Here is a 12,170-nt window from a genome sequence, read left to right as displayed (position 1 = left end):
GCTATTTATTTTGGAACGCGAATGGGCGCGTGATAGTCCGTATAGATTTTGTCATACAGGCTGGACACGGAAATGTTGAACTCAATCGAGTTAGTTTTTTCATCAAGTCGGCTCATGTCAGCAGCCCCCAGCTTCTTGGTTAGATTGATGGTGTCAATTGAGAGGCCTGGTGCGATGTAGCTGCCAATTGCCAACGCGTTTCTCTCGATAGAAATTTGCTCTACCGGGTCCTGCATTAGCCAATCACAGAATTCATAGAATTGGGATGGATCCAAAAGGTTGAAGGTCCCACCTTCCGTTGTGGCACTGAAGGCGACAAGACGCGCGACGCCAGGGCCATGATTGGTTACCCTTAGAACGTAAGAGAGAACGCCCAGCTCAATGTCCATGTGTGGGCGCGCTACTCTTATGTTGTGACGTCTTTGAACCTCAGCAAATGCGATTGAGAATCCAAGGGCGAGTAGCGCAACAACGAGCGAACAGATCGCCACGATCTCTGATGCCGATTGTCCGGCTGAACTGGCAGCTGGTTCCGCAAACACAATCGTCTTGGCAATCATGGTCATCATCCCTGAAGAAAATTCGCCCAAGCATCCATTAGGGGGCGACGCTTGTCCAGAAGCTGCCCTCGCCGATATGCCGCCTCCGCCTTGTTCTTGATGGCGTGTGCCATCGCCATCTCCACCACCTCGTTTGCATAGTCCGTCGTCTCGGCTGCCCAGTCGCGGAAGCTGGACCGGAAACCGTGCACGGTGAATGGCAGCCCCAAGCCTTTCGGCGCTGGCTTCTGCACTAGGTAGAGCATCGCATTCTCAGCCAATGCGAACGGTGGCTCCTTGCGGGATAAGTGCTCCAGGATTGCCAAGGCTGCGTCGGTCAGTGGCACGATGTGTTCCCGGCCGCCCTTCATCCTGCTTGCCGGGATGGTCCACAGCCGGTGTTCCAGATCGAATTCCGGCCAATCCGCTCCGGTTACCTCGGCCGTCCGTGCAGCGGTCAGGATGACGAACTGCAGCGCCCGTCGGCTGCGCGCCTCTCGCTCGGCAAGGGTCGCCATGAAGGCTGGCACATCCGCGTAGGGCATTGCGTCATGGTGCTTGGGCTTGGTCACCTTGGTGGCCTTGGGAAGCAGGTTCTCCAGATGGCCGCGCCAGCGCGCCGGGTTGTCTCCGTCGCGGTGCCCGTGGACCTTCGCCCAGTCAAGCACGCGCTCGATACGTCCGCGCACGCGCGTGGCTGTCACCGTCTTTTCGGTCCAGATGGGGCGCAGGCATGCCATGATCAGGTGAGTATCGACGTTCCCAACTGGCGTATCTCGCGCCGGTCCGTAGGTCCGTAAGGATTGCTCCCACTGCTCGGCCTGGGCCTCGTTCTTCCAGCCAGCGCGGTGGGAGGCGATATAGGCATCTGCTGCGTCGCCAAAGGTGGTGCCGGCCGAGCGACTCACCCGGCGGGCCTCGATTGGGTCCTCCCCGGCCAGCAACTGCCGGCGGTGCTGCAGCGCAGATACCCGAGCCTCCTGCAGGCTGACCAGTTGCGTGGGGCCGAGCCCCATTTCCCGACGCCTGCCACCGCGCTGGTAGCGCAGCACCCAGGACTTTGAACCGGTTGGTCCGACCAGCAAGTACAGGCCGCCGCCATCTGCGTGATAGCCTGCCTTGGTCGTGGTCTGCACGGCGCGCGCGCTAAGTCGATTGGTCGGTCTTGCCATCAGTAATGCCCCACAGTTCGCCCCATGTTTGGGGTCCGGATTCCGCGAGACTCGATGGTATGGGTGTGGAGTCTCAGGCGTTGATACGCCTAGGTTTCTGGACTCCCTGAGAGATTGTGAGAGTGTAAAATCGGCCACTCTCTCCGCCAGTTGTTTCAAAGAGCCCCTGGAAACAGGGGCTTTTTTGTTTTTTCCGCCTTGCTGCCCGTCAGTTCATCAATTCAGCTACTTAGTTCCAGGGAGGGGCGGCAGTCGTGCAGAGCACGCATGCTGCCAAGACAACACACTGACGGTTGGAAATGGAACACTCTACTCAATAGCAATCGTAATCACGTCGTACACTCATGCTCAGTCTGCAGCAGGCTGCGCAGGATTCCTACAGCATTCATTGGAGGAGGCTAGGTGAAAACAGGCGCTATTTACGTGAGTGTGTTCGGGCTCCTCTTGGGGAGTGTTGTGTCCACCACTGCACTTGCTCAGAAGGATGTTTCTGAAAGTGAGAAACTGAAGGGATTGGATGAGGAGACTGCGGTTGCAGTCAGCTCCCTCCTTTCCAGAGTCAAGTCTCTATCGGTTGATGAGGCAATCAGACGGATTCAGCTGGAGGCGGCAGTGGCGCCCAGCATCCAGGACATTCGTCGAGAGTACGCCGGGCGCTTGACGGAAATCAGCATTGAGCAGTCGCCTGACTTTCATGTTTCGGTGAAGCTCAAGGGAGATGGTGCTGTTGCAGGGCGGCAATGGACGACGGCGGCTGGTAAAGCGCGTGTCGAGTTCTCCACTGGGCACCTCTTCACGGAGGAGGAGTTCACCAAGCAACTGAAGGAAATTCGGCTGGCAGCACAGTCAGCTATCCCGGGTTTCGTTGGATTGACCGGATATGCGGGAGATAACGAGGCTGAGGTCAGAATACGTGGGGATGAACAGGACGCCCAGAAATATATGGGAATCCTGTCCAAGCTCGAACGTGCCTATCGCGTAAAGCTCCGTTTCAAGACATCGGACGTTCCTGAAAGCAATTCCATATATGCAATCGGCGGAGCCGTACTGCAGTCAAACAATTCATACTGCACCACCGGATTTACGGTGAAGCACACGGCTACAGGTCTAAAGGGAATCATAACGGCGGCGCATTGCCCCGACGACGTCATCTATGGCAACTATGGGAGTAGCCAGAACGGGACCTTGGTTACGTTCCCCTTGATATTCCAGGATCAAAGGAACGATGCGCAAACCGATGTGCAGTGGCATCGAATTCCATCTCCGCACATTCCTTTGCTGGAGACGTACGCGTCGTCAACCGTGTCCACGCGCTTTATTTCGAACGTTTACAATGTTCCAGCGAAAGACGGTACCATCTGCTTCCGTGGTTCGCGTAGCGGATATAGCTGTGGAATAGTCACGTCGGTTAAGCATAGTCCTGGAAACATTTGTGGGCCCACCGAGTCTATGCAGTGCGATGAGGTCTGGTTCAAGGTAGAGGGAAGCTCGCTCGCGTGCGGTGGTGGCGACAGCGGTGCTGCAATGTTCTTCCAGGACACCGGTTATGGCATTGTCAAATCTGCGCGCTCGGACACGCCGCTACCGGGCGAGTGCAAGTCGCTCACCGGAATGCCGTTCAGTCGCGTCAGGGCTTGGGGGTTCCAGCCCAACTAGAGACTGACCTCAACAAGCTTCTCTGAATGGTTGAGCCGTGTATTGAGCTCCATACGGTATGTGCAGCTGGCGACGTTGCTGGTATCAGCGACGTCGGCTACATGGCCAGCGTTCTCTCCGCCAGAATCATGAAATGGCCCCTGGGAACAGGGGCCTTTTTTCTGCCTCCGCAGCTGCTGTGCAGCCATCGAACCATCAGGCCAGCTTGCACGGCTTGGTATGGGCGCATATGGGTTCAGCTGAACGCACTTACCCGCGTCGCCCAACCTTCGGCTTGTTGTGGCACAACGGGTAACTGGAGCACGACCGGAAAGCCCCATGCGGCCCATTGCGGTCCACAAACACGCCCACCTTGCACACTGGGCAGCGTTCTTCATTGATGGCCGCGCCTGAAATTGCGGTCACTTTCACTGCCCCGTCCTTCACCAGCTCGTCCAGGAACGGCGAGCGCTTCCCCTGCAGGGTGAACATGGCCACCGACCGTCGCGCCCGCGTCAGCGCGACATAGAACAACCGCCGTTCTTCGCTCAGTGGGTAGGTATCCCCATCCGGCATTGCCAGGGAAAGCACCGGGTCATCCGCGCGCAGGCTCGGGAAGCTGCGGTTGATCATGCCCGGCAGGATCACGTAGTCCGCTTCGCGCCCCTTCGATCGATGTGCGGTCAGGAATTCGACCTCCATCGTGCTGCCGAAGGCTGTCTTCCAATCCGAAGGCATCGCGCTGCGATCGGCGCGGTAGCGCCCCAGGATGAAGACCGTCACGCGTCCGTTGCGCCCTTGCGGCACCGCCCCGGACAACAACTGCTGATGCAGCTTGGCGAGGTACTGGCGAACGCCATCCTGCACCTCCTCACGCCGATTCATCTGGAACGCCTGCAGCACCGGGCCCATGGCCGTTGCAGCTGAGCGAACTGATTTGGCGATCTGCGCGGGGTTGCGGCTGATGAAGCGGCTGGACACATCGCAGAGCGCCTGTGGGCAGCGGAACGTCTGTTCCAGTTTCAGCACCTGGCCATGGCCCATCCACTCGCGGAATCCGGTCATCACCGAAACGTCGGCCCCGGCGAAGCGGTTGATCGACTGCCAGTCATCGCCCACTGCAAACAGATAGCGGCCCGGTTGGCTGACCAATGCACGGCAGAGGCGTGCGCGGGCGCGCGAAGCGTCCTGGAATTCATCGGCCATCACCAGCTCGTAAGGCGATTCGTAGCGGCCCTGTTCCAGCAGCCCGGCCGCCATGTTGAGCATGTCCTCGAAGTCGATGCCGCGCTCCTCAGCCAGTGCGTTGTCCCAGGCTTGGAAAACCGGCCCTGCGATTTCCAGGAAGCGACGGTGTCGCTCCTTGAACTGATCCTCGGGCATCTGCCGCAGGCGCGCGGCCATGTCATCCAGCGTCAGGCAGTTGCTCTTGGCATGGGCAATGAAGGTGCGCATCAAGCCGATCAGGTCCGCGTCCGGCATCGGCTTGGCGCCCTGCTCGGGGAGCTCGCGGTCCGGATTCGGGTCGAGCTCGATGTCGCACTCGCCAAGCTTCTCTGCGAGGTCCAGCAGGGCATGCCCGCTGCGCAGGCCAAAGGATGTCGTCTCGACAAGGGCCGTGCCGCGTGCCACATGCTGCTGGCGCTTCCAGTGCATCCCTTCGCTGTAGTTGGCAATGTGCTTCGGCGGCTGACCATCAGCATCCAGCGCAAAGTGCTCGTGATACAGCCCGGCGTCCGGGTAATAGAAGTCGGGGCGATACTGGCGATGGGTGTCTGTCGCGGTGTCGAACTCGTAGCGTCGCTCGTAGTCGTACGTCACGCCGTTGTAGAAGAGCCAGTCGGCGATGACGCACTCTTCCAGGCTCTTCACCCGTTCCCCCTGCAGGGTACGGATGTAGGGCGTGCCATCGCGGTCGTAGCCATCGGCCTCCATTTCCGCGCCGAATGGCGGCAGGTCGCGCCCGAATACCAGGCGGAACATATCCCACTGGGTGCGGAAGTGGGTCGAGCGATCCTTCAGATCGTCCACCAGTTCGGCCAGCTTGTTGAAGCCCAGCGTGGCGTCAGTGGTCCATTCGGGGATGTCGGGCTTGCGTCCGGTGGCCTTGGCGACGATGGCCAGGCCGAGGGCGTGGAAGGTCCGGGCTTCAACCACGGTGTCGCCCATGCCGAGCCGGTCGAAGCATTGCTGCGCGCGCTCTTCAAGCTCCCTGGCGGCGTCCTTGTTGAATGCGAGCATCAGGATCCGTTCGGGTTCGACAAAGCCGCGATCAATGGCATAAGCGGCCTTGGCGACCATGGTGGAGGTCTTGCCAGAGCCAGCGGAGGCGACGACCTGCACGCGGTTGTCGAAACAGATGACGGCGCGGGCCTGTTCGTCGGTCAGCGGCTTGCTCTCGACCCGGTCCAGGAAGTCCTTGGCCAGTACCCGTTCGCGCGCTGCCATGGTTGCGTTGGCGTCGGCCCACGCCGCGGGCCAGTCCAGCTGCCAGTCGTGCAGGGCGTCCAGTGCTGCACGGTGGCTGGGCGAATGCAGGTCCTCGTGCACATCCTCATCCAGGAACAATTGTTCCAGCTCGCGCGGCCGGAGCGGCAGGGCGGGGCGACCGGCCAGCAGTGCCTGCTGTTGTTCGTGCGTGATCCAGCGGCGGCCGGTGCTGCCCCGGTCGATGAGGGCATCTGCCTCGGCCAGCCACGACTGGATCTGCTCCAGAATCGTGTCGAACAGTGCCTTGCGCCCGCGCGTGGTACCCGTAAAGCGCACCTGCTGCAGCGCTGCCGCAAGCCGGGAAGCCTGGCTGTTGGACAGTCCATCCATGGTCAGCACGCCGTCGCCCTGGGTCTGCAAGACGACTTTGGCCCAGAAGAGTCCAGGGATGACCTGCATGCGCTCGTCGTCAGCCACGTGTTGCCGGTACTGGCGACCTTCAATCAAAAGCTCAACATGTTCGCCGTCAAGTCGCAGCCACCAGTTCGGCGAGCGGGTCACACGTAGGCCCCAGCCCGAGGGGCGCCATTCCATAGACATCCAGATACTGCCTTGCGTACGTCAACTGGGCTTGCAGAGCCCTTACCCCTCCATGATAAGGGGCCTTGACCACGCGCGTGGCCTTTCGCTTCATGGTCGGCCGTGCGACCGGTTTCATTGACGTGGGCGAAGGCCGTTGCCAGCATGAAGCCTGTGGATGTGGACGCCGATCATGGAAATCGACTGGAACAGTGTGGGTACCTTGAAGCACACCGTCGGCGGCTACGATATCCGCACGGATGCACTGAAGATTCTGGTGACCGCTGCAATGCAGGGGCACGAAGGTGATGCCTCGCAGATGCGCATCGAAATGGAGGACGGCGTCGTGTTTCTGCCAGACGAGATCAGGCGCCTGGCACTGGCGCGGAGTCGCATCCGCTAGCCTCGCCGATCGGCACTGGACCTGGTTGCCCTGCGGCAGCTCCAGGTGCCAGCACCTGCCGGCACGGAATCACTCGTAGACGCGGTCCTGCCTTGTTGGAGGCACCTCAACCAGGTCTCCCCGCCTGATCAGCTCATCCAGATCCACTGCCGATGCCGCCAATGCCTCCTGCGCATCGAAATCCCATTTGTTCCTGTACTCACGCGCCAGGAGATCGCAGACAGCCTTGGCGCGCTGGTAGGCATCGCTCTTCGCGTCATCCTGCATCAGCTCATCGCGATGGATCTGGCAGAGCATCAGCTGGTGTGCGTCTTCGCCGCGCTCGCGCTCCCAGGCAATGTCGGGCAGGCCGGAAAGAGCGGTCGCAAGTGCGAGTGCAGTCATTGACATGGCGGTGTCCACAGTCGGCGGAAACCTGAGCGTATGCGAGCAGCAGTGGCAAGCGGCCATTGCTGCGCGCATGGTTTCACGGCATGTTCACCATTCGTTGCCGGATGGAATCCGCTGGGGAGGCTTCCTCAGGCATTCACATCCACCACTATCCGCCCACGCACCTTGCCCGGAATGATCTGCTCGTAAACCTCAAGCACGTCGGCAAGCCCAATCAGCTGCACCGTGCTTTCAAGCTTCTGCGGATCCAGGTCGGTGGCAAGCCGGTCCCACGCGCGCTGGCGGACGTCCTGCGGCGCATTCACCGAATCCACGCCCGCAAGGGTCACGTTGCGCAGGATGAAAGGCAGCACCGAGCCGTGCAGCGCGTCGCTCTGCGCCAGGCCGCACGCGGCCACGGCACCGCGGTACTTGGTCTCGGCGATGGCGTTGACGAGGGTAGGGCCGCCGGCCACATCCACCACGCCGGCCCAGCGTTCGGCGCTCACCGGCCGGTCGCGTGGTTCCGAAAGCTGCGCGCGGTCGATGATTTCGCTCGCACCCAGGTTGTGCAGATACTCAGCATGCTCCGGGCGCCCGGTGGCGGCCACCACGCGATAGCCCAGCTTTGAAAGGATCGCCACCGCAATCGAGCCGACACCGCCGTTGGCGCCGGTCACCAGCACATCGCCCTTGTCGGGCGTCACGCCGGCATGTTCCAGGGCCAGCACGCACAGCATGGCGGTATAGCCCGCTGTGCCGATGGCCATGGCGTCGCGGGTGCTCAGGTTGCCGGGAATCCGGTTGAGCCATTCGCCGCGCACACGGGCGCGCTGTGCAAGGCCGCCGTGGTGACTCATGCTCAGGCCCCAGCCATTGAGCACAACGCGGTCGCCTGGCTTGAAGTCGGCCCTGCTGGATTCCAGCACCACGCCTGCCAGATCGATGCCGGGAATGAGCGGGAACGTCCGGATGACCGGGCTCTTGCCGGTGAGGGCAAGCGCATCCTTGTAGTTGAGCGTGGAGTACTCGACCTGCACCAGGACGTCGCCGTCCATCAGATCGGCCTCATCAAAATCGACCAGATCGGTCGATACCTGGTTGTTTGTCTTGCGGGCGAGCAGTGCTTTGAACGTCATGGAGGGGCTCACATTCAAGGAATGGGGCCATGCTAGGCTCGCACCGCTATTGCAACAAGAACGATGATTTTCCGTAGGTACTATGGTTTTCCGGAGTATGCATGCGTAGCAAGCGTTGGGATGGCAAGAGCGGTTGCGCCGTGGAGGTCACGCTGTCGGTCATGGGTGGCGTGTGGAAGCCTGTCATCCTCTTCCACCTGATGACCGGCAAGCGTCGCTTCATGGAGCTGACGCGGCGGGTGCCCAATGCCACCCAGTCCATGCTGACCAGCCAACTGCGGGAACTGGAAGCTGACGGGGTGGTGATCCGCCATGTCTATGCAGAGGTGCCACCGAAGGTCGAGTACGAGCTGTCCGAATTCGGGCGCACGCTGGTGCCGGTGCTGCTGGCCATGCGCGAGTGGGGCGAAACCTATCGTGGCCATAGAAGCACGGACAGCGACTGCTGAGGTCTGAAGCGTAGCGCCGAGTGTGGTCGACATGGCCCGCGCACCCCGCAGCGTTTCGGAGGCCACAGCAATCGCGGTAGTGCAGGAGGCAGCGCATGTGGGGCGCTGCCTCGCTTCGTGAAGGGCGGCGAGCAGGATATCGAAGTGCAGGCGCGCGAAAATAGCGCGATGCGGATGGGATGAAATCACTCCGCCCATCGCGTATGGAACCTTATCAGTAGCATGGGGCAATGCCTGGCAGCCAATGCCAGCCCCCGGATGGGGGCCAGCACATATCACGGCAGTGCGTGACTTACGGGATGGTGCAGCCGCTGTTCCGCAGGCAGCGGGCAAAAGCCGGGTAGCACACCTTCTCGCCATTGCCCGCTGCGAGGCAGGCCTCGTACGCGGTGTAGCACGGGGTACAGCGGGACTGCGCGGAGGCACTGCCGATTCCCAGGGTCAGTGCAGCAGCCGCAATAGCAACAGACAGCTTGAATCCAATCTTCATGCTTCACTCCGTTGATAGCCCTCCTTGGGCACCTCGGAGGCTAACGTGGGAAGAGGGTGTATTCAACCCGCACCGCGCCCGGATGGGTATCCATCTTCAGCGCCCCGCCCTGGATTTACTTTGTTGGCGCGTCTGCAGTCTGAGCGGCCACCATGGCTTGTTGCATCTCTTTCAGCGACAGATAGCCATCACCATCGGTGTCCAGGCCCGCGAAGTACTTCGCGATCTCCGGCACCACGTTGGCTTCCTCCTTGCTGATCCTGCCGTCTTTGTTCCTGTCCATCGCGGAAAACGCGGCGTCGATGGAATCGGCCTGCTTGCTGAAACGTTCCTGCTGAAATGTCGCGTACTCGACCTTGTCAACGCGTCCGTCGTTGTTGGCATCCATGGCGGTGAATGTGGCGTCGATGTAGGCCTGCTTCGGGTCGGCCGGTGAGGCCTGGGCCAGCAACGGAGCAGCGCACAGCGCGATCAACAGAGTGATCCTGGTCATGGGTGGTTTTTCCTTGAGAGATACAAGTCAGCGGCAGGGATAGGTGTAGCCGTCGGCGCCGCGATAGGTGTCGTTGCGGCGGTCGTAGTTGCCGTAGCGGTTCATGCAGTAGTCGGCGCGCTCGCGGGTCTCACGCTCGCGTTTGGCGGCAGCGGCAATCACGCCGGCCACCACCGCTGCACCTACCACGCCCACCACGACACCGGCGGTCTTGGCATCGTGCCGGCGCTCGCGTTCGCGCTCATGATTCCGCTCACGTTCGCGCCGTTCCCATGCATCGCGCTCCCGATCGCGGTAGTCCTGGTTCCACTGCGGGTTGTAGCGGTCGCCACGCTGCGCATGGGCGTCACCGGCGTACGGCATCAACACCAGCTGCGCAGCGACCGCCAGAATCAGCGCGGTTCTTCCTGTCTTCAGAAACATCGTCCAGCTCCTGTGCGGACATCGTTGGTAGCCGTAGTACACCCTGCAGACATTGCGCGAACCTGCCGTCAGGGCGAGCAATTGCAGCGGCTATCGAACCAGCGCCTCCACAGGATCCAGCTGTGCGGCACGGCGTGCCGGCAGGAAGCCGAAACCAACGCCGATCAGGCTGGAACACACGAATGCAGCCAGAATCGAATTGACGGAGAACACCAGGCTGAAGCCCGCATCGGCCAGCTCCATCACCGCGCCCAGCGCCAGCGCCACGCCGATGCCGAGCACGCCACCGAGCAGGCAGACCAGCACCGATTCGATCAGGAACTGCTGCAGGATGTCGCTGCGTCGCGCGCCCACCGCCATGCGCACGCCGATCTCGCGGGTTCGCTCGGTCACCGAGACCAGCATGATGTTCATGACCCCGATTCCGCCCACCACCAGTGCGATGGCAGCGATGGAGCTGATCATCATGGTCAGGATGCCGGTGGTCTGTTCAATGGATCTACGGATCTGCGCGTTGTTGCTCATGTAGAAATCGGTGCTGCCGTGGCGGCGAGTCAGCAGTCGCCCGATGGCCTGCTCAGCCGCTTCCATGCTGATCGCATCCGAGACGCGCACGGTGATGCTGGAGACGTGGCTCTGCCCCAGTACGCGCGCCATTGCGGTGGTGTAGGGCAGCCATACCCGCAGCAGCGATGCATCACCGGCCGCACCGGCGTCCTTCTTCACCACACCCACCACGCGCACCGGAACATTGCCCAGCAGCAGGGTCTGCCCGATCGGGTTGTCGGTCGCGGCGAAGAAGCGTGCGCGGGTATTGGCGTCGATCACCACCACCTGCTGGTAGCCGGCCACGCCGGGTGGACCGAAGAAGGCGCCCTCGCCGAGCTTCAGGCCATGCACGCGGAAGTACTGCTCGCTGACGCCCTGCACCTGCACACTGGCAGAGCGATTGCCGCGCAGGGCGGTGCCGCTGCTGGCAACACCCGGGGTGGCGCTGTCCACGAATGGCTGCCGGGCCAGGGCCACGCTGTCGCCGGGGGTGAGTGTTTCCACCCGCGCCGAGTGCAGGTCGCCAAAACCGGAACCGGGATAGATCTCGATCGTGTTGGTACCCAACGAGGAGATGTTGGACAGGATGGCCTGCCGTGCACCGGTGCCCAGTGCTACCACCGCCACGACCGAAGCAATGCCGATGATGATTCCGAGCATGGTCAGGAAGGTGCGCATGCGGTGGGCGTTCATCGCGCGCAGTGCCATGCGGAAGGCTTCAGCGAACCGGTCCCGCCAGACCTGCCAGCCGCTGCTACCCACGGATTGGGGCACGGCTGGCGTCGCCACGCCCGCTGCCAGAGCAGTACCGGTTGCACGATCATCCACGATCCGCCCATCGCGGATTTCGATGATGCGCTGCGCATGCTCGGCCACGGCCATGTCATGCGTGACCAGCACCACGGTATGACCCTCCGCGTGCAGCTCGCCGAGGATCTTCATCACCTCTTTGCCGGAATGCGTATCCAGCGCACCTGTGGGTTCGTCGGCGAAGATCACCGCGCCACCATTCATCAGCGCACGCGCAATCGAAACGCGTTGCTGCTGGCCGCCCGAGAGCTCGCCAGGGAGATGCTGCATACGCTCGCCCAGACCCAGCCGCGACAGCAGGGTGGCTGCCCGTGCATGGCGTGCTTCGGCAGGCATGCCGGCGTAGATCGCAGGCACCTCCACATTGCTCAGTGCAGTCAGATCGGTCAGCAGGTGGTAGCGCTGGAAGATGAAGCCGAAGTGCTCGCGGCGTAGTTCGGCCAGTTCATCAGGCGACATCTGCGCGGTCTCGCGCCCGGCGATCTGATAGACGCCAGCGGAAGGGCGATCCAGGCAACCCAGGATGTTCATCAGCGTGGACTTGCCCGAACCGGATTGGCCTACGATGGCCACCAGTTCACCTGCGTGAATATCCAGGTCGATGCCGTCGAGTACCACCAGTGTCTGCTCGCCTGCGGCAAATTCACGGCGTACGCCGCGAACGCGCAGCAGTGGCTCGGTCATGGTCAT

12 protein-coding genes are annotated in these 12,170 nt (G+C 61.8%); 3 read left to right on the top strand and 9 right to left on the bottom strand.

The genetic code is table 11. From position 1 onward, the window contains the following. Window positions 1-5 precede the first annotated feature (5 nt). Both ABE423_RS02025 and ABE423_RS02020 read right to left on the bottom strand, forming a co-directional pair. The gene (locus ABE423_RS02025) at window positions 6-560 is read right to left on the bottom strand and encodes a hypothetical protein (RefSeq protein WP_346484782.1); all 555 of its coding nucleotides are present in this window, start codon (window positions 558-560) and stop codon (window positions 6-8) included. A gap of 5 nt (window positions 561-565) precedes the next feature. Beyond that, entirely contained in the window at window positions 566-1,711 is a 1,146-nt protein-coding gene (locus ABE423_RS02020; RefSeq protein WP_346484780.1) for an integrase arm-type DNA-binding domain-containing protein, read from the bottom strand. A 402-nt stretch (window positions 1,712-2,113) separates the two neighbouring features. Between ABE423_RS02020 and ABE423_RS02015 the strand changes: the two genes are divergently transcribed. Then, window positions 2,114-3,367, top strand: a complete 1,254-nt coding sequence (locus ABE423_RS02015) for a hypothetical protein (protein WP_346484778.1) — start codon at window positions 2,114-2,116, stop codon at window positions 3,365-3,367. Between the two features lie 249 nt (window positions 3,368-3,616). Here the strand turns inward: ABE423_RS02015 and ABE423_RS02010 are convergent, their stop codons facing one another. Further along, on the bottom strand, window positions 3,617-6,370 hold the full coding sequence (locus tag ABE423_RS02010; RefSeq protein WP_346484776.1) for a UvrD-helicase domain-containing protein: 2,754 nt from the start codon (window positions 6,368-6,370) through the stop codon (window positions 3,617-3,619). 163 nt (window positions 6,371-6,533) lie between these two features. Here ABE423_RS02010 and ABE423_RS02005 point away from each other — a divergent pair, with 163 nt between their 5' ends. After that, window positions 6,534-6,758: a hypothetical protein gene (locus ABE423_RS02005; RefSeq protein ID WP_049463017.1), complete on the top strand. Its 225-nt coding sequence runs from the start codon at window positions 6,534-6,536 to the stop codon at window positions 6,756-6,758. Between the two features lie 69 nt (window positions 6,759-6,827). On the opposite strand, the gene ABE423_RS02000 is transcribed toward ABE423_RS02005, so the two are convergent. Beyond that, complete coding sequence (locus ABE423_RS02000; RefSeq protein ID WP_049463018.1) at window positions 6,828-7,148, bottom strand: hypothetical protein; 321 nt, start codon at window positions 7,146-7,148, stop codon at window positions 6,828-6,830. Between the two features lie 128 nt (window positions 7,149-7,276). After that, the gene (locus tag ABE423_RS01995) at window positions 7,277-8,266 is read right to left on the bottom strand and encodes an MDR family oxidoreductase (protein WP_329894071.1); all 990 of its coding nucleotides are present in this window, start codon (window positions 8,264-8,266) and stop codon (window positions 7,277-7,279) included. 101 nt (window positions 8,267-8,367) lie between these two features. Here ABE423_RS01995 and ABE423_RS01990 point away from each other — a divergent pair, with 101 nt between their 5' ends. Then, window positions 8,368-8,715: a winged helix-turn-helix transcriptional regulator gene (locus ABE423_RS01990; RefSeq protein WP_125893886.1), complete on the top strand. Its 348-nt coding sequence runs from the start codon at window positions 8,368-8,370 to the stop codon at window positions 8,713-8,715. 292 nt (window positions 8,716-9,007) lie between these two features. Here ABE423_RS01990 and ABE423_RS01985 read toward each other — a convergent pair whose 3' ends face one another. The 4 genes from ABE423_RS01985 to ABE423_RS01970 all read right to left on the bottom strand — a co-directional run bounded on the left by ABE423_RS01985 (window position 9,008) and on the right by ABE423_RS01970 (window position 12,170). After that, a complete protein-coding gene (locus ABE423_RS01985) occupies window positions 9,008-9,205 on the bottom strand; it encodes a hypothetical protein (RefSeq protein WP_032128612.1) in 198 nt (65 codons plus the stop codon). A 115-nt stretch (window positions 9,206-9,320) separates the two neighbouring features. Then, window positions 9,321-9,698, bottom strand: coding sequence for an EF-hand domain-containing protein (locus tag ABE423_RS01980; protein WP_346484774.1), 378 nt, complete (start codon window positions 9,696-9,698; stop codon window positions 9,321-9,323). Between the two features lie 27 nt (window positions 9,699-9,725). Continuing rightward, the gene (locus ABE423_RS01975) at window positions 9,726-10,121 is read right to left on the bottom strand and encodes a hypothetical protein (RefSeq protein ID WP_049398244.1); all 396 of its coding nucleotides are present in this window, start codon (window positions 10,119-10,121) and stop codon (window positions 9,726-9,728) included. Between the two features lie 90 nt (window positions 10,122-10,211). Continuing rightward, window positions 10,212-12,170, bottom strand: a complete 1,959-nt coding sequence (locus ABE423_RS01970; protein WP_346484859.1) for a MacB family efflux pump subunit — start codon at window positions 12,168-12,170, stop codon at window positions 10,212-10,214.

It is taken from the genome of Stenotrophomonas sp. TWI1409 (assembly GCF_039673015.1).
Classification (GTDB): Bacteria; Pseudomonadota; Gammaproteobacteria; order Xanthomonadales; family Xanthomonadaceae; genus Stenotrophomonas; species Stenotrophomonas maltophilia_A.
Note: the sequence above shows the minus strand (reverse complement) of the source record. Positions and strands in the feature narration are given on the sequence as shown.

Bases quoted from the DNA above. Each gene is read 5' to 3' on its own strand.
- ABE423_RS02020 (WP_346484780.1), bottom strand. From the start codon at position 1,711: ATGGCAAGACCGACCAATCGACTTAGCGCGCGCGCCGTGCAGACCACG.
- ABE423_RS01990 (WP_125893886.1), top strand. From the start codon at position 8,368: ATGCGTAGCAAGCGTTGGGATGGCAAGAGCGGTTGCGCCGTGGAGGTC.
- ABE423_RS02005 (WP_049463017.1), top strand. From the start codon at position 6,534: ATGTGGACGCCGATCATGGAAATCGACTGGAACAGTGTGGGTACCTTG.
- ABE423_RS02025 (WP_346484782.1), bottom strand. From the start codon at position 560: ATGATTGCCAAGACGATTGTGTTTGCGGAACCAGCTGCCAGTTCAGCC.
- ABE423_RS02000 (WP_049463018.1), bottom strand. From the start codon at position 7,148: ATGTCAATGACTGCACTCGCACTTGCGACCGCTCTTTCCGGCCTGCCC.
- ABE423_RS01970 (WP_346484859.1), bottom strand. From the start codon at position 12,170: ATGACCATGACCGAGCCACTGCTGCGCGTTCGCGGCGTACGCCGTGAA.
- ABE423_RS01985 (WP_032128612.1), bottom strand. From the start codon at position 9,205: ATGAAGATTGGATTCAAGCTGTCTGTTGCTATTGCGGCTGCTGCACTG.
- ABE423_RS01980 (WP_346484774.1), bottom strand. From the start codon at position 9,698: ATGACCAGGATCACTCTGTTGATCGCGCTGTGCGCTGCTCCGTTGCTG.
- ABE423_RS02010 (WP_346484776.1), bottom strand. From the start codon at position 6,370: ATGGAATGGCGCCCCTCGGGCTGGGGCCTACGTGTGACCCGCTCGCCG.
- ABE423_RS01975 (WP_049398244.1), bottom strand. From the start codon at position 10,121: ATGTTTCTGAAGACAGGAAGAACCGCGCTGATTCTGGCGGTCGCTGCG.
- ABE423_RS01995 (WP_329894071.1), bottom strand. From the start codon at position 8,266: ATGACGTTCAAAGCACTGCTCGCCCGCAAGACAAACAACCAGGTATCG.